The 25,650-nt window shown below is 69.9% G+C and carries 24 protein-coding genes; 13 read left to right on the forward strand and 11 right to left on the reverse strand.

Annotation, left to right across the window (positions count from 1 at the left end):
• The 4 genes from VGT80_RS06505 to clpB form a co-directional block, all read left to right on the forward strand.
• Positions 1 to 1,833, forward strand: a 1,833-nt coding sequence (locus VGT80_RS06505) for a S9 family peptidase (RefSeq protein ID WP_327454020.1), incomplete at its 5' end; no start/stop codon positions are given.
• An 81-nt stretch (positions 1,834 to 1,914) separates the two neighbouring features.
• A complete protein-coding gene (locus VGT80_RS06510; protein ID WP_327454022.1) occupies positions 1,915 to 3,834 on the forward strand; it encodes a S9 family peptidase in 1,920 nt (639 codons plus the stop codon).
• A 211-nt stretch (positions 3,835 to 4,045) separates the two neighbouring features.
• Positions 4,046 to 5,509 carry an Ig-like domain-containing protein gene (locus VGT80_RS06515; protein ID WP_327454024.1) on the forward strand — a complete coding sequence of 488 codons (1,464 nt, stop codon included), beginning with the start codon at positions 4,046 to 4,048 and terminating at the stop codon, positions 5,507 to 5,509.
• 141 nt (positions 5,510 to 5,650) lie between these two features.
• Positions 5,651 to 8,233 carry an ATP-dependent chaperone ClpB gene (gene clpB, locus VGT80_RS06520; RefSeq protein WP_327454026.1) on the forward strand — a complete coding sequence of 861 codons (2,583 nt, stop codon included), beginning with the start codon at positions 5,651 to 5,653 and terminating at the stop codon, positions 8,231 to 8,233.
• A gap of 38 nt (positions 8,234 to 8,271) precedes the next feature.
• Here clpB and VGT80_RS06525 read toward each other — a convergent pair whose 3' ends face one another.
• Positions 8,272 to 8,652 (reverse strand): hypothetical protein, encoded by a 381-nt coding sequence (locus VGT80_RS06525; RefSeq protein ID WP_327454028.1) that lies wholly within the window; start codon positions 8,650 to 8,652, stop codon positions 8,272 to 8,274.
• Positions 8,653 to 8,789: 137 nt separating this feature from the next.
• Positions 8,790 to 9,059, reverse strand: coding sequence for a hypothetical protein (locus VGT80_RS06530; RefSeq protein WP_327454030.1), 270 nt, complete (start codon positions 9,057 to 9,059; stop codon positions 8,790 to 8,792).
• Between the two features lie 150 nt (positions 9,060 to 9,209).
• Between VGT80_RS06530 and VGT80_RS06535 the strand changes: the two genes are divergently transcribed.
• Positions 9,210 to 10,253, forward strand: coding sequence for a 2OG-Fe(II) oxygenase (locus tag VGT80_RS06535; protein ID WP_327454031.1), 1,044 nt, complete (start codon positions 9,210 to 9,212; stop codon positions 10,251 to 10,253).
• 64 nt (positions 10,254 to 10,317) lie between these two features.
• On the opposite strand, the gene VGT80_RS06540 is transcribed toward VGT80_RS06535, so the two are convergent.
• From VGT80_RS06540 to arfB, 3 genes are all read right to left on the reverse strand, one after another.
• A complete protein-coding gene (locus VGT80_RS06540; RefSeq protein ID WP_327454032.1) occupies positions 10,318 to 10,593 on the reverse strand; it encodes a hypothetical protein in 276 nt (91 codons plus the stop codon).
• A gap of 88 nt (positions 10,594 to 10,681) precedes the next feature.
• Positions 10,682 to 11,218: a hypothetical protein gene (locus VGT80_RS06545; RefSeq protein WP_327454033.1), complete on the reverse strand. Its 537-nt coding sequence runs from the start codon at positions 11,216 to 11,218 to the stop codon at positions 10,682 to 10,684.
• A gap of 81 nt (positions 11,219 to 11,299) precedes the next feature.
• Positions 11,300 to 11,722, reverse strand: a complete 423-nt coding sequence (gene arfB / locus VGT80_RS06550; RefSeq protein WP_327454034.1) for an alternative ribosome rescue aminoacyl-tRNA hydrolase ArfB — start codon at positions 11,720 to 11,722, stop codon at positions 11,300 to 11,302.
• A gap of 225 nt (positions 11,723 to 11,947) precedes the next feature.
• On the opposite strand from arfB, the gene VGT80_RS06555 reads away from it, so the two are divergent.
• Together VGT80_RS06555 and ilvC are read left to right on the forward strand one after the other, a co-directional pair.
• A complete protein-coding gene (locus VGT80_RS06555) occupies positions 11,948 to 12,451 on the forward strand; it encodes a GNAT family N-acetyltransferase (protein WP_327454035.1) in 504 nt (167 codons plus the stop codon).
• A 111-nt stretch (positions 12,452 to 12,562) separates the two neighbouring features.
• On the forward strand, positions 12,563 to 13,582 hold the full coding sequence (gene ilvC, locus VGT80_RS06560) for a ketol-acid reductoisomerase (protein WP_327454036.1): 1,020 nt from the start codon (positions 12,563 to 12,565) through the stop codon (positions 13,580 to 13,582).
• 178 nt (positions 13,583 to 13,760) lie between these two features.
• Here the strand turns inward: ilvC and rsgA are convergent, their stop codons facing one another.
• The gene (gene rsgA / locus VGT80_RS06565; RefSeq protein WP_327454038.1) at positions 13,761 to 14,837 is read right to left on the reverse strand and encodes a ribosome small subunit-dependent GTPase A; all 1,077 of its coding nucleotides are present in this window, start codon (positions 14,835 to 14,837) and stop codon (positions 13,761 to 13,763) included.
• A gap of 233 nt (positions 14,838 to 15,070) precedes the next feature.
• Here rsgA and VGT80_RS06570 point away from each other — a divergent pair, with 233 nt between their 5' ends.
• Entirely contained in the window at positions 15,071 to 15,400 is a 330-nt protein-coding gene (locus VGT80_RS06570) for a GNAT family N-acetyltransferase (RefSeq protein ID WP_327454040.1), read from the forward strand.
• Here VGT80_RS06570 and VGT80_RS06575 read toward each other — a convergent pair.
• Positions 15,397 to 16,137 carry a tRNA1(Val) (adenine(37)-N6)-methyltransferase gene (locus VGT80_RS06575; RefSeq protein ID WP_327454042.1) on the reverse strand — a complete coding sequence of 247 codons (741 nt, stop codon included), beginning with the start codon at positions 16,135 to 16,137 and terminating at the stop codon, positions 15,397 to 15,399. The genes VGT80_RS06570 and VGT80_RS06575 overlap by 4 nt on opposite strands.
• 144 nt (positions 16,138 to 16,281) lie before the next feature.
• Here VGT80_RS06575 and VGT80_RS06580 point away from each other — a divergent pair, with 144 nt between their 5' ends.
• Positions 16,282 to 17,289, forward strand: a complete 1,008-nt coding sequence (locus VGT80_RS06580; RefSeq protein ID WP_414693897.1) for a polyprenyl synthetase family protein — start codon at positions 16,282 to 16,284, stop codon at positions 17,287 to 17,289.
• A gap of 60 nt (positions 17,290 to 17,349) precedes the next feature.
• Complete coding sequence (locus VGT80_RS06585) at positions 17,350 to 18,282, forward strand: iron-containing redox enzyme family protein (protein ID WP_327454044.1); 933 nt, start codon at positions 17,350 to 17,352, stop codon at positions 18,280 to 18,282.
• Between the two features lie 66 nt (positions 18,283 to 18,348).
• On the opposite strand, the gene VGT80_RS06590 is transcribed toward VGT80_RS06585, so the two are convergent.
• The 4 genes from VGT80_RS06590 to fumC form a co-directional block, all read right to left on the reverse strand.
• Positions 18,349 to 18,594, reverse strand: coding sequence for a hypothetical protein (locus VGT80_RS06590; protein ID WP_327454045.1), 246 nt, complete (start codon positions 18,592 to 18,594; stop codon positions 18,349 to 18,351).
• A 92-nt stretch (positions 18,595 to 18,686) separates the two neighbouring features.
• Positions 18,687 to 18,995, reverse strand: coding sequence for a CcdB family protein (locus tag VGT80_RS06595; RefSeq protein ID WP_327454047.1), 309 nt, complete (start codon positions 18,993 to 18,995; stop codon positions 18,687 to 18,689).
• Positions 18,996 to 19,229, reverse strand: coding sequence for a type II toxin-antitoxin system CcdA family antitoxin (locus VGT80_RS06600; RefSeq protein ID WP_327454049.1), 234 nt, complete (start codon positions 19,227 to 19,229; stop codon positions 18,996 to 18,998). It abuts the gene before it with no gap.
• Positions 19,230 to 19,261: 32 nt separating this feature from the next.
• Positions 19,262 to 20,665, reverse strand: coding sequence for a class II fumarate hydratase (fumC, locus tag VGT80_RS06605; RefSeq protein ID WP_327454050.1), 1,404 nt, complete (start codon positions 20,663 to 20,665; stop codon positions 19,262 to 19,264).
• Between the two features lie 127 nt (positions 20,666 to 20,792).
• On the opposite strand from fumC, the gene VGT80_RS06610 reads away from it, so the two are divergent.
• From VGT80_RS06610 to VGT80_RS06620, 3 genes are all read left to right on the forward strand, one after another.
• A complete protein-coding gene (locus tag VGT80_RS06610) occupies positions 20,793 to 21,113 on the forward strand; it encodes a YbjQ family protein (protein WP_327454052.1) in 321 nt (106 codons plus the stop codon).
• A gap of 315 nt (positions 21,114 to 21,428) precedes the next feature.
• Positions 21,429 to 23,075 carry a ShlB/FhaC/HecB family hemolysin secretion/activation protein gene (locus VGT80_RS06615; protein ID WP_327454054.1) on the forward strand — a complete coding sequence of 549 codons (1,647 nt, stop codon included), beginning with the start codon at positions 21,429 to 21,431 and terminating at the stop codon, positions 23,073 to 23,075.
• Between the two features lie 56 nt (positions 23,076 to 23,131).
• Positions 23,132 to 25,636 (forward strand): filamentous hemagglutinin N-terminal domain-containing protein, encoded by a 2,505-nt coding sequence (locus VGT80_RS06620; RefSeq protein WP_327454056.1) that lies wholly within the window; start codon positions 23,132 to 23,134, stop codon positions 25,634 to 25,636.
• Positions 25,637 to 25,650: the final 14 nt, after the last annotated feature.

Below are 25,650 nucleotides of genomic sequence, written 5' to 3' on the forward strand. Positions count from 1 at the left end.
TATGGCAAGCTGCCCAGCCTGGAGATCGGCGCCGTCTCGGCGGCCGGCGACCAGGTGGCTGTGGTCGTCACCAACGGCGAGGAACGCCGGATCGTCGTCAAGGACCTGGTCAGGAACACCACCCCGCTGTTGGCCACGGTGGGCGCGACCAAGGTGCGCGACCTGCGCTGGGCGGGCGACCAGCACCTGGTCCTGACCACCAGCTCAACCCAGACGCCGCTGACGGTGATGGCCGACCGCGCCGAATGGTTCTTCGCCTCGGACATCGATGTGCCCGCCAAGAAGCTGCGGCCTCTGCTGGGCGATGCCGAAGGCTCGATGAACGTGCTGCAGGGCTATCCGGTGGTGCGGGTGGTCGACGGCAAGCCCTTGGTCCTTCTGCAAGGCATCAGCTTCGTGAATTCCCGCGGCGCGCTCACCCTGTTCCAGGTCGATCTGGCGCACGCCGGCAGCCGCATCGTCGACGTCGGCCTGACCCACACCGACGACTTCGTGGTCGGGCCGAGCGGCCAGGCCGTCGCGCAGACCACCTACGACCGGGCGTCCGGCCACTGGAGCCTCAAGGCCAAGCTGGGGACCGCCTGGCGGGACCTCCTGAGCCGCGAGGAGCCGATCGATCCGCCCAACGTGCTGAGCCTGGGCCGCTCGCCGCGGTCCATCGTCCTGGTCGGCAACGAAAAGGACCATTTCGCCTGGAAGGAGGTGCTTCTCGACAGCGGCCAGACGGTCGAGCTGCCGTCCGCCGATAACCAGGGCACGATCCACGATCCTGTCTCCGGCCTGCTGATCGGCCTCCATGCGCTTAGGGGCGACGAGGATCGCTACACCTTCTTCGATCCGCAGGACGACCGGGTCTGGCGGGCGGTCGAGGCGGCGTTCCCCGGCGATCGGGTGAACCTGGTCTCCTGGTCGAACGACCGGCGGCGGATCCTGGTGCGCGTCGACTCGGCCCGGCTGGGGCCCGCCTATTCGATGGTCGATCTCGCCTCGCGCAAGGCGACCTGGCTGGGCGCCGAATATGAATCCCTGAAGGCCGAGGACATCGCCCAGGTGCGCCCGGTGCGCTTCAAGGCGGCCGACGGGCTGCAGCTCACCGGCTACCTCACCGTGCCCAACGGGCGCGATCCGAAGGCCCTGCCGCTGATCGTCTTCCCGCACGGCGGGCCGGCCGCGCGCGACAATCCGGGCTTCGACTGGTGGGCCCAGGCCATGGCCTCGCGCGGTTACGCGGTGCTGCAGGTGAACTATCGCGGCTCCGACGGCTTCGGCTGGGACTTCCAGAAGGCCGGATTCGGCGAGTGGGGCCGCAAGATGCAGACCGACCTCTCGGACGGGGTCCGATATCTGGCAGGCGAGGGGACGATCGATCCGAAGCGCGTCTGCATCGTCGGCGGCAGCTACGGCGGCTATGCGGCGCTGGCGGGGGCGACCCTGCAGCAGGGCGTCTATCGCTGCGCGGTGTCGTTCGGCGGCGTCGCCGACCTGCGCCGCCAGTTCGGCTACTCGCGCGGCCGCGGGGGGCTCGCCACCCTTCGCTACTGGACCCGCTACATGGGCGCAGAGGACCTCGGCGACGCGGTGCTCGCCAAATACTCCCCCGCCCTGCACGCCGACCAGGCCTCGGCCCCCATTCTGCTGATCCACGGCAAGGACGACACCGTGGTTCCCCTCGACCAGAGCACGGAGATGGCCGAGGCCTTGCGCCGCGCCGGCAAGCCGGTCGAACTGGTCGTGCAGAACAACGCCGACCACTGGCTGTCGCTGGGCGCCACCCGGCTGCAGATGCTGCAGGCGACCATGGCTTTCCTGGAAAAGAACAACCCGCCGAACTGACCGCTCCGGCGCGACATCGCATCGCTTGCGCGACGTCCCACAGCGCGTAACTCTGTCACAGTTTCGTCTCTTGGGGGTTACATGCCGGGCGTATTCCGGATCGCGTCAGCGTTCACACTCGCAGCCATTTTTTCGCCGCTGGCGGCCCATGCCGCGGCGCCGCTCGAGGCCTACGGCAAGCTGCCGGCCATCGAGCAGGTCCAGATCTCACCGGACGGCGCCGATGTGGCGGTGGTCGTCACCAATGGCGAGGACCGCGAGCTGATGGTCCAGCATCTCGCCGACCGCAAGCTCACCAACCGGTTGACCGTGGGCGCCGCGAAGATCCGGCTGATCCAGTGGGCCGGCCCGGAGCACATCGTCATCACCACCTCGCGCACCGGCGTGCAGGGCGGACTGGAAGGGCCGCGCCGCGAATATTTCCTGGCCTTCGACTTCAACCTCTCGACCCACAAGATCCGTCAGCTGCTCACCGATGTGCGCAATGGGCTGACCTCGCTGGCCGGCATGCCCATGGTGCGCAAGGTCGATGGCAAGCCGACGGTCTTCGTGGACGGCATCTACGGCAACGAAGGCGGCGAGCTCAGCGTCTATCGCATCGACCTCGACCGCGACACCTCCTCGATGATCCAGGAGGGCTTCCCGCAGACCGACGCCTGGCTGCTCGATCCCAATGGGGCGATCGTCGCCCAGACCACCTATGACGACCGCGACCATGACTGGACGCTGAAGGTCAAGGCCGGCGCGGGCTGGCGCCAGGTCAAGACGATCCACGCCGAGCTCGAGACGCCGGCGCTGTTGGGGTTCGGCCGCGATGGCCATTCCCTGCTGGTCCGGGAGTTTTCGGACAACGCCTACCACTACCATGAGGTCTCGCCGGCGGGGGACTGGAGCGAGCCGCTGCCGATCCCGGAGGGCGCCGCCCCGATCGCCGATCCCGAGACCCACAGGATGATCGGCGTCGGCGGGCTTGCGGGCGACGACGAGCGCTACGTCTTTTTCGATCCGGCCGACCAGAAGGTGTGGGACAGCCTTCGCGCCACCTTCAAGGGCCAGCGGGTCAGCCTCGAGTCCTGGTCGACCGACCGCAAGAAGATCGCCGTGAAGGTCGATTCCCCGAGCGAGGGGCCGGACTACGCCATCGTCGACCTGACCACCCGCCAGGCCACATGGCTGGGCGGGGCCTATGACACCCTGAAGCCCGAGGACATCAGTCCTGTGAAGCCGGTGCGCTTCAAGGCCCGCGACGGCATGGAGCTGACCGGTTACCTGACCCTGCCCCAGGGCAAGGATGGCAGGAACCTGCCGCTGGTCATGTTCCCGCATGGCGGCCCGGCGGCGCGTGACGAGCCGGGCTTCGACTGGTGGGCCCAGGCCATGGCCTCGCGTGGTTACGCCGTGCTGCAGGTCGAGTTCCGCGGGTCGGAAGGCTACGGCTACGACTTCCTCAAGGCGGGCTTCGGACAGTGGGGCCGCAAGATGCAGACCGACCTCTCCGACGGGGTCCGCTATCTGGTCGCCCAGGGCGTGGCCGATCCGAAGCGGGTGTGCATCGTCGGCGCCAGCTACGGCGGCTACGCGGCCATGGCCGGTCCCACCCTGGATCCCGGCGTCTATCGCTGCGCCGTCGCCTACGCCGGCATTTCAGACATGCGCAGCTTCGTGCCCTGGGTGCGCGAGCAGAGCGGCAAGGAAAGCCGGCACTACGTCCTGCGCTTCATCGGCGCCAAGGACACCAGCGACCCGGTGCTGTCGGAGATCTCGCCGGCCGCCCACGTGGACAAGGTCAATGTCCCGATGCTGCTGATCCACGGCAAGGATGACACCACCGTGCCCATCGCCCAGAGCCGCATCATGGCCGACGCCTTGAGGTCGGCGGGCAAGCCGGTTGAATTCGTGGTCCTCGATTCCACCGACCACTGGCTGACCAGAGGCGAGACCCGGCTGGCCATGCTCAAGGCCGTGGTCGCCTTCCTGGAGAAGAACAACCCGCCGAACTAGGGGGCGGCGTCAGGCCCGCGGCGCGGCGACCTTCGCATCGGATTGATCGTCACGCCGCGCCCAGGGCGCCGGGCGCGCTCTGAGGTCAACTGACGCAGGCGCGCCTTGTCGCATCCAGCATCCGTTCACCTTCCAGTTAAGTGCTTGGGTTTCCTGGGAACCTTGGCTGTACAGCGCGGTTGGTGTCCCGAGGCTGTTAGGGAAGATCACCATGCCGGACGCCGCCGTTTCCGAGGTCGTCACCCGCTCTGTCGCCAATCCTTTCGCCAGCGGCAGCTACGAGGGCGTGGAGACCGCCTCGCAGGTCGGCCAGAGCCTGACGCTCGACCTGTTCAAACAGGCCAACCTGACCGTCTCGGGCTGTCCGTCGAGCCCGCAGTTGAGCATCATGACCACCGAGGCGCTGGACGAGACGGTCACCAAGACGGCGAACCAGGTCACGGTCCACTTCTCGCTGTCGCTCTCCACCTCGGTGGCGATCACCAACCCCGACGGCTCGGTGATCCCGTTCAGCGCCAACCTGGCGATCCAGGGCGACATCACCGTCACCAACACCAGTCATGGCTGCGTCACCACCTGCGCGATCAGCTATTGCGGCCAGACCTGCAACACCAGCCTGAGCTGCAACAGCTCCAACGCCTCCACCACCACGACCGGGGCGATCAGCGTCGACCACGCCGACACCGCGTTTTCGTTCAACACCACCGGCGCCAGCGGGTTCGTGGCCCTGATCGAGGACAAGGGCGCCGTGACCAGCGCCGCCTCCGGGGCCGCGGTGACCGACGCCAAGTCCGCCGCGCTCGGCGCGGACGGCGAGATTTTCGGCTCCAGCGCCCTGCAATACGCCTTCGGCTCGTCCTCCGCCGATCCGGCGCAGGGCGTTTCGAGCGACGACAACGCCGCCTTCGCCTCGCTGGGCGCCGCGGCGCTCGCCATGATCGGCAATCCGGCCTCCGCGGCGGTCGCCACCAACGCCGCGCTGGCCGCCACGGCCGCCGGCGCGAAGCTCGCCTATGACGACGGCCTCGCCGCCTACAGCGTCACCGGCGCGGGGCCGCGAAGCCTGGCGCTCGACACCCGTACCGACACCGGCGGCAAGGGCGACAACATCACCACCGTCCATCAGGTGCAGATCGACGGCCAGGCGATCGCCGGCCAGACCGTGACCCTGTTCGAGGGCTCCACCGCGGTCGGGACCGGCAAGGTCGATTCCACCGGCGCGTTCCACGTGGTCAGCGCCAGCCTCGCCGACGGGGCCCATACCCTGACGGCGGTGGCGACCGACGGCTCGGGCGCCTACAGCGCCTCTTCCGCGCCGATCACCGTGCTGGTCGACTCGCGCGCCAGCGCCCCCGTCGCCATCAGCGGCCAGACCGGCGGCGCCGGCGACGACATCATCACCGCCCACAACGGCAATGTGCTGACCGGCGCCGGAGGCCACGACATCTTCCTGTTCGGGACCGCCTCGGGCCAGGCGACGATCGCCGACTTCCAGGCCGGCGTCGACGATATCGAGGTCGACCACACCCTGGCGGCCAGCTTCGCCGATATCGTGTCCCACGCCGTCCAGACCTCGGCCGGCGACGTGGTGATCACCTTCGACGCCACCCACGTCCTGACCCTCAAGCACGTCGCCCTGGCGAGCCTCTCGGCCGGCGATTTCCTGTTCGGCTGATCCGAGCTCCCGAGGTCTTCCCCGGCGCCTGGGCAAGGGCGCCGGCGTCCCTTGTGTGGCCCCCTTGCCACACCCATCTCAGGTGAGCCGCGGTCGCGCTTCCTGGAGGCGGCCGCGCAATCCGCCTATCAAGGGGACCTGATGAACATCGATATCTATTCCGACCGCGCCAAGCAGGCGATCAGCTCGGCCCAGAGCCTGGCCCTGGCGCGCCGCCACCAGCAGCTCGCGCCGGAACACATCCTGAAGGTCCTGCTGGAGGAGAAGGACGGGCTGTCGCGCGCCCTGATCCAGAGCGCCGGCGGGCGGCCCGACGAGGCCGACAAGGCGGTCGACGCCGCCATCGCCAAGGTCCCGAAGGTCGAGGGCGGCTCCGGCCAGCTCTACATGAAGCCCGAGACGGCCCGCGTCTTCGCCGACGCGGAGGCCGGCGCCAAACAGGCCGGCGACGCCTTCGTCACCACCGAGCGGCTGCTGATCGCCATCGCCAAGGAAGGCGGCGAGGCGGCCCAGGCCCTGAAGGCCGCCGGGGTCACCACCAAGGCGCTCGAAGACGCCGCCCAGGCGATCCGCAAGGGCAAGACCGCCGATAGCGCCTCGGCCGAGGAGGGCTATGACGCGCTCAAGCGCTACGCCCGCGACCTCACCCAGGCCGCTCGCGACGACAAGCTCGATCCGGTCATCGGTCGCGACGAGGAGATCCGGCGCACCATCCAGGTCCTGTCGCGGCGCACCAAGAACAACCCCGTGCTCATCGGCGAGCCCGGTGTCGGCAAGACCGCCATCGTCGAGGGCCTCGCGCTGCGCATCGTCAACGGCGACGTGCCGGAGAGCCTGAAGGACAAGAAGCTGCTGGCCCTCGACATGGGCTCGCTGATCGCCGGGGCGAAGTACCGCGGCGAGTTCGAGGAGCGGCTGAAGGCGGTGCTGAACGAGGTCACCGCGGCCGAGGGCTCGATCATCCTGTTCATCGACGAGATGCACACCCTGGTCGGCGCCGGGAAGTCGGAAGGCGCCATGGACGCCTCCAACCTGCTGAAGCCGGCGCTCGCCCGCGGCGAGCTGCATTGCGTCGGCGCCACCACCCTCGATGAGTACCGCAAGAACGTCGAGAAGGACGCGGCCCTGGCCCGCCGCTTCCAGCCGGTGTTCGTCTCCGAGCCCACGGTGGAGGACACCATCTCCATCCTGCGCGGCCTGAAGGAGAAGTACGAGGTGCACCACGGGGTGCGCATCTCCGATAGCGCCATCGTCGCGGCCGCCACCCTCTCCAACCGCTACATCGCCGACCGCTTCCTGCCGGACAAGGCGATCGACCTGATGGACGAGGCGGCGTCGCGCGTGCGCATGGCGGTGGATTCCAAGCCCGAGGAGCTGGACGAGATCGACCGCCGCGTCGTGCAGCTGAAGATCGAGCGCGAGGCCCTGTCCAAGGAGCCCGACGCCGCCTCCAAGGCCCGGCTCGAGAAGCTGGAGGAGGAGCTGCACGGCCTCGAGGGCGAGAGCGCCGAACTCACCGGCCGCTGGCGCGCCGAGAAGGAGAAGGTCGGCCACGCCGCCCAGGCCCGCGAGGCCCTCGACCGGCTGCGCGCCGAGCTGGTGAGCGCCCAGCGCCGCGGCGACCTGCAGCGCGCTTCCGAGATCGCCTATGGCGAAATCCCTGGGCTGGAGAAGCGCCTGGCCCAGGCCGAGGCCGCCGAGAGCAAGGACCCGGTCACCCCTGAGGTGGTCGACGCCGAGCAGATCGCCGCCGTGGTCTCCCGCTGGACCGGCGTGCCGGTCGAGAAGATGCTCGAGGGCGAGCGCGAGAAGCTCCTGCAGATGGAAGACGCCCTGCGCGCCCGCGTGGTCGGCCAGGAGGAGGCCCTGGTCGCCGTCTCCGACGCCGTCCGCCGGGCCCGCGCCGGCCTCAAGGACCCCAACCGGCCGATCGGCTCGTTCCTGTTCCTAGGGCCCACCGGCGTCGGCAAGACCGAGCTCACCAAGGCCCTGGCGGAGTTCCTGTTCGACGACGAGGCGGCCGTCACCCGTCTCGACATGAGCGAATATATGGAGAAGCACTCGGTCAGCCGGATGATCGGCGCGCCCCCCGGCTACGTCGGCTACGACGAGGGCGGAGCGCTCACCGAGAGCGTGCGGCGCCGTCCCTATCAGGTCGTGCTGTTCGACGAGGTGGAGAAGGCCCACCCGGACGTCTTCAACGTGCTGTTGCAGGTGCTCGACGACGGCCGGCTGACCGACGGCCAGGGCCGCACCGTCGATTTCCGCAACACCTTGATCATCATGACCTCCAACATGGGCTCGGAATATCTCGCGAGCCTGGGCGAGGACGACGACGTGGAAAAGGCGCGCGGGCCGGTAATGGACGTGGTGCGCCAGCACTTCCGCCCCGAACTGCTCAACCGGATCGACGAGATCATCCTCTTCAAGCGGCTGGGCCGCGCCGAGATGGACGACATCGTGCGCATCCAGATGCAGCGGGTGGAGAAGCTCCTGGCCGACCGCCGCATGGCCATCGCCCTGTCGTCGGCCGCCCTGCACTGGCTGGCCGAGCGCGGCTACGATCCGGTCTATGGCGCCCGCCCGCTGAAGCGGGTGATCCAGAAGGAGCTGGTCGATCCGATCGCCAGAAAGCTGCTGGCCGGCGACCTGGCCGACGGGGCGGTCATCGACGTCGAAGCCGGCGAAGATGGCCTCCAGATCGGCCGCGCCAAGGTGCACTAGGCGAAGCCCCTCCCCGCGAGGGGGAGGGGTTAGCTTGGCTAGTCGCACTCACGGAAGGTGCGGTAGCGCCCGTAGGTGGTGTAGCCGGTCCGCAGCTTGCATTTGATGCGGTGGCCGTCGGGGGCGATCATGCCGTTCGGGTCAGGCCCGAAGCGGTCGACCGGCACGGCCGAGCCATAGGCCGGCGCGATCACCGAGCCGATCAGCGCCCCGGCCACGGCGGCCGGGTCGTTGTAGCCATAGGCCGGGGCCGTGTAGTAGCCGTTGTAGGTCGGCGCGGGGTGATAGTAGCCGTTGTCGTAGTACCCAGCAGGCGGCGGCGAGTAGTAGCCATAGGGCTGAGCTTGCGCTCCGCTAACGATTACAGCACCGCCGATAGCCGTCAGGCCGATCACGGCGGCGCCCAACATCTTGCGCATCACCAATATCTCCATTCGGCATCCCTCAGGCAGGGCAAACGCCTTGGAATACACAAACGGTTCCTAGGGCGGAGCTTACCGAGCGTCAGCCAGCACGAGCGGGGACCGCTCTTGCGTCCGGCTACGCGCAGAGAAAATCAGAACCCGCAGCGCCGGCTCGCGCCATCGCGCATCGCCACCCGGTCGGTGTGGGGGTTGTAGCGGCCGCGGTAGGTGGCCAGGCAGTCGGCGATGTGGCGGTCGCGGGCGCTGTAGCCGCGTCCCGGCGTCGCGGTGCGATAGCTGGCCTCGACGCCGTAGCTTCCGGCCGAAGGCGCGGCCGGCCGCGGCTGGGGTTTCGCGCTCGCCGTCAGGGCGGCCAGGCTCATGGCCGCCGCGCTCAGGCCGATCCGGATCGGAGTGCGCATCATGTCCTCCCGCGGGGCCTTGAGCGCCCCGCTGTCCCATCAGCAAAACCCATGGAAAGTCGGCGGGTTCACAGCGCTTGAGGGTATTTCTCGCAGGCCTGGCCGCGGCCGGCTTTGCGGCGCGTGGGCCGGCTGAGCTAGTCTGCGGCCATGACCATCGCGCCCGGCACGCCGGCCCCGCAATTCCGCGCGCCGTCCCCGGTGAACCCGGCCTTCGAGTTCGCCAGCCTGGGCGGCCGGCTGATCCTGCTGGTCTTCCTGCCGGAGCCCTCGCCGGAGCGCGCGGCCTGCCTGGACCGGATCGCGGCGCGCCGCGAACTGTTCCGCGACGACAACGCCGTGGTGTTCGGCGTCGACCCCGACCCGGTGAGCTACGCCGCGGCGACCGACACGCCCAACGGCCTGCGCTGGTTCTCCGACGCCTCCGGCGAGGTGCGCCGCCTCTACCACGTCGAGGCGCCACGGTGGTTCCTCATCGATCCCAGCCTGCGGGTGATCGACCACGGGCCGCTGGACCAGGTTGACGCCGCCCTGGAGGCCATCGCGCGCATCGGCGACGCCGACCGCCACGCCGGCGTGCCGGTCACCGCCCCCGTGCTGCTGGTGCCGCGCGTGCTGGAGCCGGCCTTCTGCCGCGAGCTGATCGAGGCCTACGACGCCGATGGCGGCGCGCCGTCGGGCGTGATGCACACGGTCGAGGGCAAGTTCGTCGGTCTCTTCGACCGCCAGAAAAAGCGCCGCGACGCGCAGATCCCCGAGGGCCCGCTGCGCGAGGGCCTGCGCGCCCGCCTGGGCCGCCGCCTCGTGCCGGAGATCAAGCGGGCCTTCCAGTTCGAGGTCTCCCGCATCGAGCGCTACATCGTGGCCTGCTACGACGCCGAGGAGGGCGGCTTCTTCAAGCCGCATATCGACAACGGCGCGCCGCAGACCGCGCACCGCAAGTTCGCCGTCACCATCAATCTCAACGGCGACTTCGAAGGCGGCGACCTGCGCTTTCCGGAGTTCGGCCGCCGCACCTATCGCGCCCCCGCCGGCGGGGCGGTGGTGTTCTCCTGCAGCCTGCTGCACGAGGCGACCCCGGTCACCGCCGGCCGCCGCTATGCGACCCTGCCCTTCCTCTACGACGAGGCGGGACAGCGCCTGCGCGAGGACAACGCCCGTATCGAGGCCGAGGCCGCGCAAAGCCGCGCGTGACGGGGCGGGGCATGAAAAAGCCCCGGCGTCACCGCCGGGGCTCTTGTCTTGCAGGCTTGCGCCGTCAGTCGCGGCAGGACACCCAGCGGTGGCCGACCATGTAGCTGTCGCGATGCACGTCATAGTGCTCGCGGACCATGCAGTGGTGGACGTGCTCGTACCAGTGGTTCTCGTGGTGATGCCAGCGGCGGGCGATGCGGGCCGGCGGCGGACCCGGGTCGGCGCCCCAGGTCGGGTCCCAGTGGCCCCAACGCTCGACGACCACCGGCTGGCCGAGGGCCGCGCCCGCGCCGCCGATGACACTGGCCGCGGCCAGTCCGGCGATGATCAGTTTGCGCATGATTGCTCCTTCGATCGGGATTTCCCGTCGAGGCGAAACGCGTGAGCCGGGCCGAGGGTTCGCGGCCGACATAGCGGCGCGCGGGGACCTAGAGCGTGAGGTTCGTGGCCTTGCCGCCGCGGGTCACCACCCGCTTCATCAGCGCCATGCTGCCGCCCTGGCCATGCGTCGGCTTGGCGATGGTGATCACGTACCAGGCGCCGTTGGGCAGGTGGGCGAAGCTGAAGCGATCGGTGGCGTCGCAGACCGCCCGCTTGATGAACGGGGTCGAGTCGCCGGGCGGGGCGTCGGCGGTGCGGGCGCGGACCTCGTCGGCCGGCAGGGCGGCGCGCTCGGAGGACAGGTACAGCACCTCCATCCGCCGCTGCGACCAGGGGGTCTCCGGGGTCAGGATCACGCTGGCGCCCTGGCAGGTGTAGTGCGCATCGCCCCGGGCGTAGGTCAGCCGTCCGACGATCGAATTGGCGCCCGGCGCCTCCGACCAGGCGAACTCCGAGGCGTGGAAGGCGGCTTCTCCCGGCGGCGCCGGCGGCACGTAGCCGGGCGGCGGCGGGCCGAGCGACGGCGCGCAGGCGGAGACCAGGGCCATCAAGGCGGCGGCGGCGAGGAGGCGGGCGCGGATCATGGAGCGGAGCTTATAGGCCAATGCGGCGAAACGGCGCCAGCTTGAGTGTGACGTGAAGCTTCAGCGCGCCCCGAGGGTTCCCTAGTCCTCGCCCCGCACGCGGCCGCGCATCGCCTTGACGCCGCCGCGTCGGGTCTTGCCGTCCAGGCGCCGCAGCTTGGAGGCGCGCGTCGGCCGGGTCTTCTTGCGCGGCTTCGGCTTGTGGGTGGCCTGTTCGATCAGGTCCACCAGCCGCGCGCGGGCATCCTGGCGGTTCATCTGCTGGCTCGAGTGGCTCTGGGCGAAGATCACGATCACGCCTTCCTGGTTCATGCGGCTGCCGGCCACCCGCTCCAGCCGATGCTTCACGTCGTCGGGCAGGGACGGCGAATTGCGCGCGTCGAAGCGCAGCTCCACCGCCGAGGACGAGGTGTTGACGTGCTGGCCGCCCGGCCCGCTGGCCCGCACGAACTTCTCGACCAGCTCGTCGTCTTCCAGCGCGATGGTGTCGGTGACCGGGATCATCGCTCCCTTTTGCCAAGCTTCGCGTCTCAGGGTAAGCATGCGCCATGCGCTTCGTAGCCATGACCTTCGCCCTGCTTATTCCGACCGCCGCCGGCGGGCCGGGGAAGGTTGTCGTGCGCTAGAGGTCAGCCACGCTGCCGAGCCACCAGCCCCGCCGGGATCCGGACGGGGCTTTTTCTTACTTCGAAGGGCCCCGTTCTCCCGGCCGCCACACGAGAGAGAACCATGAGCCCGCCGTCCGACATCATCATCCGCGCCCAGGAGCCCGCCGACATCCCAGGCCTCAGCGACACCTTCGACCAGCCGCAGGTCATCTGGGGCACCCTGGCGACGCCCCTGATCTCCACCGACCAGCGCCAGAGACGCTGGGGCGAAAGCCCGGCCAATGTCGCCCGCCTGGTCGCCGTCATCGACGGCAGGCTGATCGGCGCGGCCAGCCTGCACCGCGAGGAGCGCCACCGCCGCAGCCATGCCGGCTCGCTGGGCATGGCGGTGCACGACGCCTATGCCGGCCGCGGCGCCGGCACGGCCCTGCTGGCCGCCATCGTCGACCTGGCCGACCGCTGGTGGAACCTCAGGCGGCTGGAGCTGGAGGTCTATGCCGACAACGCCCGCGCCATCGCCCTCTACGAGCGCTTCGGCTTCCAGCGCGAAGGGCTGCTGCGGGCCCACGCCTTCCGCGACGGGTCCTACGTGGACACCATCCCCATGGGCCGGCTGCGGCCATGAGCTCGACCGGCCATCCCTTGACGTTTCGGCAAAAAACCGCTTCAGAACCCCCGCTTTGCTGCACCTGCGTTGCGCGGGTGCAGCGCTTCTTGTCCCCCTAGGAGAACAATCATGCGCGTCTACTACGACCGCGACGCCGACATTTCCCGCATCCTGGACAAGAAGATCGCGGTCGTGGGCTACGGCAGCCAGGGGCGGGCGCACGCCCTCAACCTCACCGATTCCGGATGCAAGAACGTCGTGGTGGCGCTGAAGGCCGGCTCCGCCACCGCCAAGAAGGTCGAGGCCGACGGCCTGAAGGTCATGACCGTGGCCGAGGCCGCCAAATGGGCCGACGCCCTGATGATCCTCGCCCCCGACGAACTCCAGCGAGAAATCTACAACGCCGACATCGCGCCCAACATCAAGGACGGCGCGGCGTTGCTCTTCGCCCACGGCCTCAACGTCCACTTCAACCTGATCGAGCCCAGGCCCTCAATCGACGTCCTGATGGTGGCCCCCAAGGGCCCCGGCCACACGGTGCGCGGCGAGTACCAGAAGGGCGGCGGCGTGCCCTGCCTGATCGCCGTCCACCAGGACGCCACCGGCAACGCCCTGGACCTCGGCCTGGCCTACGCCTCGGCCATCGGCGGCGGCCGTTCGGGGATCATCGAAACCACCTTCCGCGAGGAATGCGAGACCGACCTGTTCGGCGAGCAGTCCGTGCTGTGCGGCGGCCTCGTCGAGCTGATCCGCGCCGGGTTCGAAACCCTCGTCGAGGCCGGCTACGCCCCGGAGATGGCCTATTTCGAGTGCCTGCACGAGGTGAAGCTGATCGTCGACCTGATCTACGAGGGCGGCATCGCCAACATGAACTACTCGATCTCCAACACCGCCGAATATGGCGAGTACGTCACCGGCCCGCGCATCGTGACGCCTGAGACCAAGGCGGAGATGAAGCGGGTGCTGGAAGACATCCAGTCGGGCCGCTTCGTCCGCGACTGGATGAACGAGAACGCCGCCGGCCAGCCCAGCTTCAAGGCGACGCGCCGACGGGCCTCCGAACATCCCATCGAGGAGGTCGGCGCGCGCCTGCGCGCCATGATGCCCTGGATCACCAAGAACAAGCTGGTGGATACGGCGCGGAACTGAGCGGCGGCTTCCTTTCCCGCGGCACGCGGGAGAGGGGGACCGCCCGCCGAAGAGCGGGTGGTGGAGAGGGAGAGTTGCAGCGCACAGCCTGTGGCCCTCCCTTCCCACCATCGGCTCTTCGCTACGCTCGGCCTATGGCCCCCCCCTTCCCATCCATGGGAAGGGGAGAGAGGCCGCCTCACTCGATCTTCCGCTTGTCCTTCATGTGCGCCCGGGCGCTCTTCATGCGGGAGATCCACTCGCGCTGTTGGGCGTGGCGGGCAAGGGGATCGACCTTGGTCCGCTCGTGCTCCAGCTCGCGCCGCAGCTTCTTCCAGCTTTCCCATCGGGCCGGATCGAGCCGGCCGTCGGCCAGGGCGGCGCGCACCGCGCAGCCGGGCTCCTCGCCGTGGGCGCAGTCCTTGAACTTGCAGCCGGCGGCCAGCGCCTCGACTTCCGCCTCGACGCCGGCGAAGGCCGCCGCGACGCCCGCCTCGGCGTCCACCAGGCCCAGCTCCCGCATGCCCGGCGTATCGAGGATCAGCGCCCCGGACGGCAGCCGGATCAGCTCGCGGTGGGTGGTGGTGTGGCGGCCGCGCTCGTCGCTGTCGCGGATCGCCCCGGTGTCCATCAGGGCCTCCCCGGCCAGGGCATTGACCAGCGTCGACTTGCCGACCCCGGACGAGCCCAGCAGCACCGCCGTGCGCCGGGGCTCCAGGTGCTCGGCGAGCGCGTCCAGGCCCAGGCCACTCACGGCCGAGACCGCGATCACCGGCGCGCCAGCCGCCACGGCCTGCACCTGCGCCACCGCGCCGTCCACATCGGCGCAGCCGTCGGCCTTGGTCAGCACCACCACCGGTGCGGCCCCGCTCTCGTAGGTCGCCGCCAGATAGCGCTCCAGCCGGCGCAGGTTGAGGTCGCTGTTCAGCGAGACCGTCAGCAGGGCCACATCGACGTTGGCGGCGGCCACCTGGGTGTCGTTGCCGGTTCCGGCCGCCTTGCGCAGGAAGACGGTGCGGCGCGGCAACAGCCCCTGGATCAGGGCGAAGCCCTCGGCCGGCTCGATCGCCACCCAGTCGCCCACCGCCGGATGGCCGCCGTCGGGGGCCTCGTGATGGAAGCGGCCGGAGAGCTTCGCCTCGGTCTCGCCCGCCTCGGCCATCAGCCGGTAGCTGCCGCGGTGCTGGACGATGACGCGGGCCGGGACCAGGCCCAGCGCCGCGAAGGGTTCGAAATCGTGCTGGAGCCCGCGGCTCCAGCCATAGGGAATGATCAAGATCGGATTTCCTCGAGAGATGGGTCGCAAGCCGTCAGGGCGTCGACCCGCGGAAATCCTGTCTTCGGTGCAGAGAGGATCGAGGCTGCTAGGCGCTCGGCGTATCGACGCGGCGAAGGGCTGTGCGGACAATGGGCGTTCGCATGGAATCCTCCTTCGGTTCGGGTGGCGTCGATGGGTTGAGCTTGAGGGCGGCGGGGCGGCGCGTCAAGGTGGCCCTTGGGAGGAGCCCCATGGCCGACGATATCCAGATCCCCGACGTGGTCGACAACACCGCCGACCATCGGTTCGAGATCACGCTCGGCGGCGACAAGGCCTATGCGGAATACCGGCTGGTGCACGGGGCGATCATCCTGCCTCACACCGAGGTGCCGCAGGCCTTCGAAGGCCAGGGCATCGCCGGCCGGCTCGCCAGATACGCCATGCAATATGCCCGCGATCACGACCTGAAGGTCATCCCGCTCTGCCCCTACATCGCGGCCTACATGACCAAGCATCCGGAAACCCACGACCTCGTCCACCGCCTCTACCGCGAACGGCTGGGACTGCCGGCGCAGGCCTAGGCCCAGGGCAGGTCGGCCCGGCCTCTCAGGATCTCTTCGGCCTGGGCGGTATGCTTGCCGCCCTCGCGGTCGTGCAGCACCAGGCCCGGCAGCAGCTGCAGGGGCGCCTTGCCGGTCTTCACCGCCCGAACGATCACTCGCTTGGCGGCTCCGTCGGCGAAGGGGTGGATGGGCCGCACCTGGAACGAGCCGCACTTGTCAGCCAGCAGGGCCAGGATGTCGGCCAGCCGGTCGGCCCGGTGGATCACGGTGATCGCGCCGCCCTCGCGCACCGCCTTGGACAGGAACCCGGTCCAGGCCGCCAGGCCGTCGTCGGCCATCCAGGCCGCGCGGCGTTCCTCCGAAGGGCCGCGCAGCGCATCCGCATCGTCGAAGAACGGCGGATTGGCCAAGGCCGCATCGAACGGCTCGAGGCCGAGCGCTGCAAACCGCTGCGCCACGTCGCCCTCGATCACCTCGACCCGGTCCGACAGGCCGTTGGCCACCGCGTTCTCCCGCGCCAGCGCCGCGGCCCGGACGTCGCGCTCGACGCCGACAAAGCTCGCGCCGGCCCGCCGCGCCGCCGCCGCCAGCAGGGCGCCGCCCGCCCCGCAGCCGGCCTCGATCACGCGGCCGCCGTCCGCCGCATCGCAGGCCGCGGCCAGCAGGGCGGCGTCCACACCGGCCCGATAGCCCCGCGCCGGCTGGCGCAGCTTCACGCGGCCGTCGAGCACGGTGTCGTCCGTCGTCTCGTCCATCTGCGCCGCCTCAAACCCAATTGGTGTAAGGTGGACCTAGCACGTGCGGGTCGCTTGACCGTGGCCTACCGCGTCACCATTGTCCCTCGCAACGGCGGCCGGCCTCCCCAGACCCCCGCCGAAGCCTGGAAGTTCGAGGTCTTAGTGGAAGCCGCTCGCACGGCCCTCGCCGAAAAGCCGCCGTCGCTCGACGCTCTGCTGCATCTGGCGGCGCCGGACATGGCCGCCGTCGACGCCCTGATCCGCCGGCATATGGATAGCCCCGTGCCGGTGATCCCGGCCCTGGCCGACCACCTGATCGCCGGCTCCGCCAAGCGGTTGCGCCCGCTGCTCACCGTCGCCGCCGCGCGCCTGGCCGGCGCCCGCGACGAGGCCTGCCTGAAGCTCGCCGCGGCGGTGGAGTTCATCCACACCGCCACCCTGCTGCACGACGACGTGGTCGATTCTTCCCAGCTGCGCCGTGGCCGGGTGGCCGCCCATCTGATCTGGGGCGCGCCGTCCAGCGTGCTGGTCGGCGACTTCCTGTTCGCCCGCGCCTTCGAGCTGATGGTCGGCGCGGGCTCCATGCCGGCCCTGGAGATCCTCGCCCGCGCCAGCCGCGTGATCGCCGAGGGCGAGGTGCTGCAGCTCACCCGCGCCCACGACATGGACCTCAGCCAGGACGTCTATCTGGAGATCATCCGCGCCAAGACCGCCGAGCTGTTCGCCGCCGCCGCCGAGGCCGGTGCGGTCTCCGCCGGCGCGCCGCCCGAGCGCTGCCGGGCGCTGCGCCAATACGGCCAGGACCTGGGGCTCGCCTTCCAGCTGGTCGACGACGCCCTCGACTACTCCGGCGACAGCGCAACCCTGGGCAAGAACCCCGGCGACGATTTCCGGGAAGGCAAGGCGACCCTGCCGCTGCTCCTGGCCATGGCCCGCACGCCGAGCGAGCGGGAGTTCTGGGTCCGCACGGTCGACCGCCGCGACCAGGCCGATGGCGACTTCGAACGGGCCCGCGATCTGATGCGCCAGACCGGAGCCTTGGACGCCACCCTCGACCTTGCCGCCGGCTATGCCGCCAGCGCCAAGGCGGCCCTCTCGGACTTCGGCGCCAACGCCTGGCGCCCCGCCTTGGAGGACCTGGCCGACTTCGCGGTCCTGCGGCGCGCCTAACCTCGGCTTTAGGAACTGAATCCGTGACTTAGGCGCTCTCCCCGGTCCGAGGGAGACTGCATGACATCGGGTATGAGATTGGCCGAGCTTGGCGACTTCGCCGCCGAGGCTCCGGACGCGCGCCGCCTGCATCTGGCGCTGGCGCACTGGAACCGCCGCCGCCTCGCGGTCGGCCGCCCCAGCGAGACCTGGCTTCGTGATCTCGACGAGGATCAGCGGATGCTGCGGGCCGAAGGCGCCTTCGTCGAAGCCTTCCGGGTCCACGTGGCCCCCCTGCTGCGCGACCTGCCCACCGATCCTGACGGTTTCCTCGCCTGGTTCGAGGCGCTGAAGGATTCCGGCCCCGGCCAGTGGGACCAGTTGTTCCCCTGGCTGGCCACCGAGGCCTCGCTGGCGGAGATGCGGTGGTTCCTGACCCAGGAGGCGGCCGGCGAGGCGGGCTTTGACGACCTGGTGGCCATGACCCAGGTGAAGCTGCCCGCGCGGCCCAAGCTGGAACTGGCGCGCAACTACTGGGACGAGATGGGCCGCGGCAGCCCGGGCGGCATGCACGGCCCGATGCTCGACCGCACGGTCCAGGGCCTGGGGCTGCAGCCCACCATCGAGGGCACGCTGTGGCAATCCCTGTGCCTGGCCAACACCATGACCGCGCTCGCCACCACCCGGCGCTACGCCTACCAGTCGATCGGCGCGCTGGGCGTGGTGGAGCTGACCGCCCCCACCCGCGTCGCCGCCGTCGCCGATGGCCTCAAGCGGCTGGGCGTCGCGCCGGAGCAGCGCAAGTACTTCGTCCTGCACGCCAACCTCGACGTGGAGCACTCCAAGGCCTGGAACGCCGAGGCCCTGCGGCCGCTGGTCGAGGCCGACCCCTCCTGCGCCCCGCTCATCGCCGAGGGCGCGCTCATGCGGCTGATCTGCGGCGAGCAGTGCTTCGAGGCCTACCGCATCCACCTGTGGGCCCACGCCGACCCGGTCAGCTTCGCGGCCGAATAGGCTGTCATCCCGGCCAGTCCCCGCGCAGGCGGGGAAGCGGCGTAGCCGCGAAGGCCGAGCCGGCGCCTATTCCGCGAACGGGTAGGGCAGGCGGCCGGACTTGAACAGGATCACCGGGTTCTCGTCGTAGTCGCCCAGCTCGGTGTCGGCCGTGGCCGAGAAGGCCACCACGCCCTCGCGCAGCGGGCCCAGCCGCTCGGCCTTGCGCAGCGCCTCGGCGGCGTCCTTGCAGCCAACCTGCTGCTCGGCCTTCAGCCCCTTGCCGCGCCCGGCGACATAAGCCTGGACGATGTAGACGGTTTCCTTGGCCATGGCCCTTCACGCGCCGGTTCGCGCCCGGGGTCAACGTGCAAGTCCCCGAGGCCCTGCGCATCCACGCCCGATCCACGCCAGAGCATGGCGGCCTAGAATCCGGTCATCAGCGGGTCGAAAGCACGCCGGATTTCCTCCTCGTGCTCCACGACGGAGCCGAGGGCGCGACCCAGACCCTGTCGCGGCACACCGGCCGCTTCAGCGATGGCCAGCACAAGATGGCGGCCTTCGAATTCGATGGAGATATCAAGGGAGGACATCTGCCGCTGCGCGTCGATCACCAGCGGCGCGAGGAAGATCGTGTCCAGCGGGTCCAGGTGGTGGGATTGCAAGACGACCACGAACGGCGAGTACTGGCGCGTCGCAGAATTCGGGTTCTGCAGGACGTCGAACTGGCGCAACTACCAGGTCCGGAAGCCGGCGCTGAAGACGCCCCGTTCGCGGATGCGGCGGTTGTAGTCTTCGATCGCCTCGGCGTTTTCCTCGGCCCACTGCGCCGCACGCGCCTCGGCGCCGGCCTTGTCGGCCCTGTGGAGAGCTCTGCGCAAGGCCTCATCGATCACCTGATCCACGGCGACGCCCGCTTGTTCGGCCTGCGCCAGCAGGTCTGGATCGATCTTCGGTTCCTTGCCCATGGCCCGAATCCTAGCCGCTCGGGCCCCATCCGTCACCCCGGGTGGATCATGTCCTCGGGGCGCACCCAGGCGTCGAACTGCTCGTTGGTCACATAGCCGCCGCCCACCGCCTCTTCGCGCAGGGTGGTGCCGTTGGCATGCGCCTTCTTGGCGATCGCGGCGGCCTTGTCGTAGCCGATGTGCTCCTTGAGCGCCGTCACCAGCATCAGGCTGCGCTCGAGGTTGGCCTTGATATTGTCCTCGCGCGCCTGGATGCCCGCCACCATGTTGTCGGTGAAGCTGATCGCCGCGTCGCTGATCAGGCGGCAGGACTGCAGGTAGTTGTAGGCCATCACCGGGTTGAACACGTTCAGCTCGAAGTGGCCCTGCGACCCCGCCACCGTCATGGTCGTCTCGTTGCCCATCACCTGGGTGCAGACCATGGTCAGGGCCTCGGCCTGGGTCGGATTGACCTTGCCCGGCATGATCGAGGAGCCCGGCTCGTTCTCCGGCAGGGCCAGCTCGCCCAGGCCGGCGCGCGGGCCGCTCCCCAGGAAGCGGATGTCGTTGGCGATCTTGAACAGGGCCGAGGCCGCGCTCACCAGGGCCCCGTGGCTGAACACCATGGCGTCGTGCGCCGCCAGCGCCTCGAACTTGTTGGGCGCGGTCACGAAGGGCAGGCGGGTGATCGCCGCGATCCGCTCGGCCACCTTCTCGGCGAAGCCCACCGGCGCGGTCAGGCCGGTGCCCACCGCCGTCCCGCCCTGCGCCAGTTCGTAGAGGCCGTAGAGGCTTTCCTTGATGCGCCGCACACTCATGGCGACCTGGTGCGCATAGCCGCCGAACTCCTGGCCGAGCGTCAGCGGCGTGGCGTCCTGGGTGTGGGTGCGGCCGATCTTGATGATGTGGGCGAAGGCCTTGGCCTTGTCCTGCAGCGCCTGGTGCAGGTGCTCCAGCGCCGGATTGACGTGGCGGGCCACCTGGTCGGCGCAGGCCACGTGCATGGCGGTCGGATAGGTGTCGTTCGACGACTGGCTCATGTTGACGTGGTCGTTGGGGTGCACGGGGCTCTTGGAGCCCATCTTGCCGCCCAGCATCTCGATGGCGCGGTTCGAGATCACCTCGTTGGCGTTCATGTTGGACTGGGTGCCGGAGCCGGTCTGCCAGACCACCAGCGGGAAGTGGTCGTCGAGCTTGCCGTCGATCACCTCCTGCGCGGCGGCGACGATGGCCTCGCCGATCTTGGGGTCGAGCTTGCCCAGCGCCATGTTGGCCTCGGCCGCGGCCCGCTTCACCACGCCGAGCGCGCGGACCACCGGGATCGGCTGCTTCTCCCAGCCGATCTTGAAGTTCTGCAGGCTCCGCTGCGTCTGGGCGCCCCAGTACCGGTCGGCCGGAACCTCGATCGGGCCGAAGGTGTCGGTCTCGGTCCGGGTCTTGGGGTTGGTGGCGGTCATCGCGGTCTCCGGAGCGTCGCAGGCTGGCGGCGGTCTAGCCGCCGCACGGTCGCTCGGCAACGGGGCCGTGGCGCGGCGTCGGGACGGGCGATATCATGCGGCCGCGGATTGCGAGGGGCTGCGCACCATGATCGTCACCACCACCAACGACCTGCCGGGCTTCGTCATCACCAAGCAGCTGGGCGTGGTGCGCGGCATCACCGTCCGCTCGCGCAGCGCGCTCGGCAATCTCGGCGGCGCGCTGCAGTCGATCTTCGGCGGCAACCTGTCGATCTATACCACCCTCGCCGAACACGCCCGCCAGGAGGCCTATGACCTGCTGGTCCAGCACGCCGAGCAACTGGGCGCCGATGCGATCGTCGGCATGCGCTACGACGGCAACGAGATCATGGACGGCATCACCGAGGTGCTGGCCTACGGCACGGCCGTGAAGACCCAGCGTGCCTGAGGCAGCGCCCACCCTCCGTCCCCGCCGGACCGCCTGGCCAGCCGGCGCCACTTGCGTCGCCGGCTGAACGCCCTGCGACATAAAGTATTTCGGCGCTGGAGGTGGTTGTGACCGTCCGGTAAGTCCCTTAACATCATAATATTCAAGGCGGGAAGTCTTCTAATTAACGCTGTCAAATCAGCGATGAATATTTTCCTAATTAATCTCGAAACCTTGGAACTATCGCCGTCACGGCGCGTTTAACATTCGCTCATCCATGGTGGAGCTTCCGGTTTCTCCGGATGAGCACGCGGGGCCACCATGAAAACGTCAATATTGACGGTCGCCTTGCTGGCGGCCGCCTCCAGCGCGCTCGCGCAGCCGGCGCCCGGCGGCGCACAGCTTCAACAGATTCCGCCCGCGCCCGCGCAGCCGAAATCCATCCCCGACATCCGCATCGAGCGCGGTCGGCCCCCCGCCGCGCCGGAGGCGGCCGGCCCGCGGATCGTGGTCCGCGTGCTCCGCGTCACCGGCGAAACCCGCTTCACCGAGGCCGAGCTGATCGCGGCGACCGGCTTCCAGCCCGGCGCCGAACTGGATCTCGCCGGCCTGCGCGTCCTGGCCGCGCGGATCTCCGATTTCTACAATCGCCACGGCTACTTCGTCGCCCAGGCCTATATCGCCGCCCAGGATGTCTCCGGGGGCGCGGTGACCATCACCGTGGTCGAGGGCCGCTACGGCATGGTCGGCCTCGACAACCAGTCCAGGGTCTCCACGCGCCTGGCGCGCAGCATCCTGGCCGGCCTCAAGCCGGGCGACATCGTGGCCACCGCGCCGCTGGAACGCCGCCTGCTCCTGCTCTCCGATCTCCCGGGCGTGGCGGTGAAATCCACCCTCAGCCCCGGCCAGGCGGTCGGGACCTCCGACCTGCTGGTCGCCCTGACTCCCGGCCGCAGCATCAGCGGCAGCCTGGAGGCCGACAACGCCGGCAACCGCTACACCGGCCAGTACCGCGCCGGCGCCACCGTCAATTTCAACGAGCCGCTCGGCTGGGGCGATGTCGCCAGCCTGCGCGTGCTGACCGCCGGATCGGGCCTGAACTACGTCCGCGGCTCCTATCAGGGCGAAGTGCAGGACGCGACGATCGGCGTCGCCTATGCCCACCTCGCCTACCGGCTGGGCCGCGAGTTCGCCCCGCTCGGCGCGCGCGGCACGGTGGACGTCGCCAGCCTCTACGCCAGCTATCCGCTGATCCGCTCGCGCGACACCGACCTCTACCTGCAGGGCGACCTCGACGCCCGCAAGTTCAAGGACCGGGTCACCTCCACCAATTCGGTCACCGACAAGTCGGCCACGGTCGCCATCATTGGCCTGGCGGGCGACCACCGCGACGGCCTGTGGGGCGGCGGCTGGACCACCTGGTCGGCCAGCTGGGCGATCGGCGACCTCGACATCAAGACCCCGGCCGTCCGCGCCATCGACGCGATCACCGCGCGCAGCAACGGCGGCTACAACAAGCTCTCGTTCGAGGTCGCCCGCCAGCAGGCCCTGGCCGGTCCGCTCTCGCTCTATGGCGACGTGCGCGGCCAGCTGGCCTCGAAGAACCTCGACTCCTCGGAGAAGATGGAGCTCGGCGGCGCCTATGGGGTGCGCGCCTATCCCGAGGGCGAGGCCTACGGCGACCAGGGCTATATCGCCACCCTCGAGGCCCGGCTCGCCCTGGCGCGGCTGTCGCAATGGACGCGCGGCCACCTGCAGGCCTTCGCCTTCGTCGACCACGGCGACATCACCATCGACAAACAGCCCTGGGCCCCCGGCCAGAACAGCCGCTCGCTGAGCGCGGCCGGCGTCGGCCTGGCCTGGTCCAACGACCACGGCTTCCTGGCCAAGGTCTCCTACGCCGCCAAGCTCGGCAGCGAACGCGCCCTCTCCGCGCCCGACCGTTCGGGCCGCGTCTGGGTGCAGATCTCACAGCTCTTCTGATGGCGGCGTCAGCAACACGCACCGCAGCTCCGCCGTCAGACACAAGGACGACCGCCATGAACGCCACCATCGCCAACCCGACGCGCACCGGCCGAGCCAGCCTGGCTTGCCGCGCGCGCCTCATCGCCACCTCGGCGCTCGCGGGTTCCTTCGCCCTGGCGATGAGCACCAGCGCCTACGCGATCCCGCACGATGGCGTCGTGGTCGGCGGCCAGGCGGTGATCGTCGCCGCGCCCCAGAGCCTGACCATCAACCAGTCCACCCAGAACGCCGCCATCGACTGGCGCAGCTTCTCGATCGGCCAGGGCGAGAGCGTCACCTTCGTGCAGCCCAACGCCCGCTCCGTGGCGCTGAACCGCGTGCTGGGCTCCGATCCCTCGACCATCCTCGGCCGCCTCTCGGCCAACGGCCAGGTGTTCCTGGTCAACCCGAACGGCGTGCTGTTCGGGTCGGGCGCGCAGGTCAATGTCGGCGGCCTGGTGGCCTCGACGCTGTCCATCGACACCGCCGACTTCATGGCCGGCAAGTACCGGTTCTCCGGCGGCGGCGCGGGCGCCGTGGTCAACCAGGGCTCGATCACCGCGGACGGCGGCTCGGTCGCCCTGCTCGGCGGCCATGTGAGCAATCAGGGCGTGATCTCGGCCCGGCTCGGCGCGGTGTCGCTGGCCGCGGGCTCGGCCATGACCCTCGACGTGGCCGGCGACGGCCTCCTGAACGTCACGGTCGATGAAGGCGCCCTCGACGCGCTCGCCGAAAACGGCGGCCTGATCCGCGCCGACGGCGGTCGGGTGCTGATGACCGCCCGCTCGGCCGACGCCCTGCTGCGCAGCGCCGTCAACAACACCGGCATCATCGAGGCCCGCACGCTCGAGAGCCGCAACGGCCGCATCAGCCTGATGGCCGACATGAGCTCCGGCTCGGTCAACGTCAGCGGCACGCTGGACGCCGGCGCGCCGCAGGGCGGCGACGGCGGCGCGATCGAAACCTCCGGCGCCAGCGTCAATGTCGCCGACGGGACCAACATCACCACCGCGGCCCCGCTCGGGGTCACCGGGACCTGGCTGATCGACCCGCAGGACTTCACCATCGCCGCGGGGCAGAACATCTCCGGCGCGACGCTCTCGGCGCTGCTGGTCACCAACAGCGTCACCATCTCCACCACCACCGGGTCAAACACGGTCACCGCCGGGACTCCGCCGACCAGCAACCTGCACACCTCGACCCCGGGCAATGGCGACATCAACGTCAACGAGGCGGTCAGCTGGACGGCCGCGCCCAACACCACGACCCTGACGCTCAACGCCGACCGCGACGTCAACATCAACGCCGCCGTCACCGCCGTGAACGGCAACTTCGTCGTCTGCTGCGTGCGCGACGTCAACATGGGCGGCGCCGTCACCACCACCAACGGCAGCGTCTTGATGAGCGCCGGGCGCAACCTGGTCATCTCCTCGGCCATGACCACGACGGACGGCAACATCACGCTCTGCGCCGGCGTCAACATCAACATGAACGCCGTGCTGACCCTGACCCGCGGCGCGGCCATCGCCTCGCAGAGCCTCGGCCTGCAGCAGGGCCTGTTCCTCGGCGCCGGCCTTGGCGGCTCAGGCCCGGGCGTGGCCGGCGGAACCCTGACCTTCGGCGGCTCGGCCACCGTCACCGACGCGCCGATCACCATCAACTACAACCCGGTCTCCTACAGCTCGCCGACCAACTACACCCCGAACTTCAGCCTCTCGGGCTCGGCGGCGATCACCCAGCACATGCTGGTCTTCCCCACCGGCACGAAGACCTTCGACGGCAACACCTCGGTCCTGCTGTTGAGCCTGATCGGCAATCCGGCCGGCGTCAGCCTGGCCGCCGGCCCGGGCCACACGGCGAACTTCGACGACCCCAATCCGGGCTCCGGCATCGGCATCACCTTCAGCGGCTATTCCATCTCCGGGCCCAGCGCGGGCCTCTACGCCCTGGCGCAGAACTGCTGCACCGGCGTGCTGCGGTCGAACGGCTCGATCGGCGCCGCGCCGCCGCCGACCCCGGTTCCGACACCGGTTCCGACCCCGGTTCCGACGCCGGTCCCGACCCCTGCGCCGACCCCCGTCCCCACGCCGGTTCCGACGCCTGCGCCGACGCCGGTTCCCACGCCTGCGCCCACGCCGGTCCCGACCCCGGTTCCCACCCCCGTGCCGACTCCCGCGCCCACGCCGGTCCCGACTCCGGTGCCGACGCCCGCGCCGACCCCCGTCCCGACGCCCGCGCCGACGCCGGTTCCGACACCCGCGCCCACGCCGGTTCCGACGCCCGTGCCGACGCCGGCGCCCGCCCCGGTCGCCATCGCGCCCCCGCCGATTTCGGAACTGCCGCCGCTCGCTCCCGTGCTGCCGGCCGGTGTGATCTTCGCCGTCATCGGACCCGGCGTCCGCCTGCCGGCGCCGATCCTGATCGTCGACACCCAGCCGATCGAGGTTCCGGCCCCCGCCCCGGTTGTCCTGCCGGCGCCCGCGCCGACCCCGGTCCCCTATGTGGCGCCGGTCTATCGCCGCAAGGCGGATCGGAACTAGACTGCCGGACCAGG

Origin of the sequence: Phenylobacterium sp. (assembly GCF_035944335.1) — a bacterium.
Lineage (GTDB): Bacteria > Pseudomonadota > Alphaproteobacteria > Caulobacterales > Caulobacteraceae > Phenylobacterium.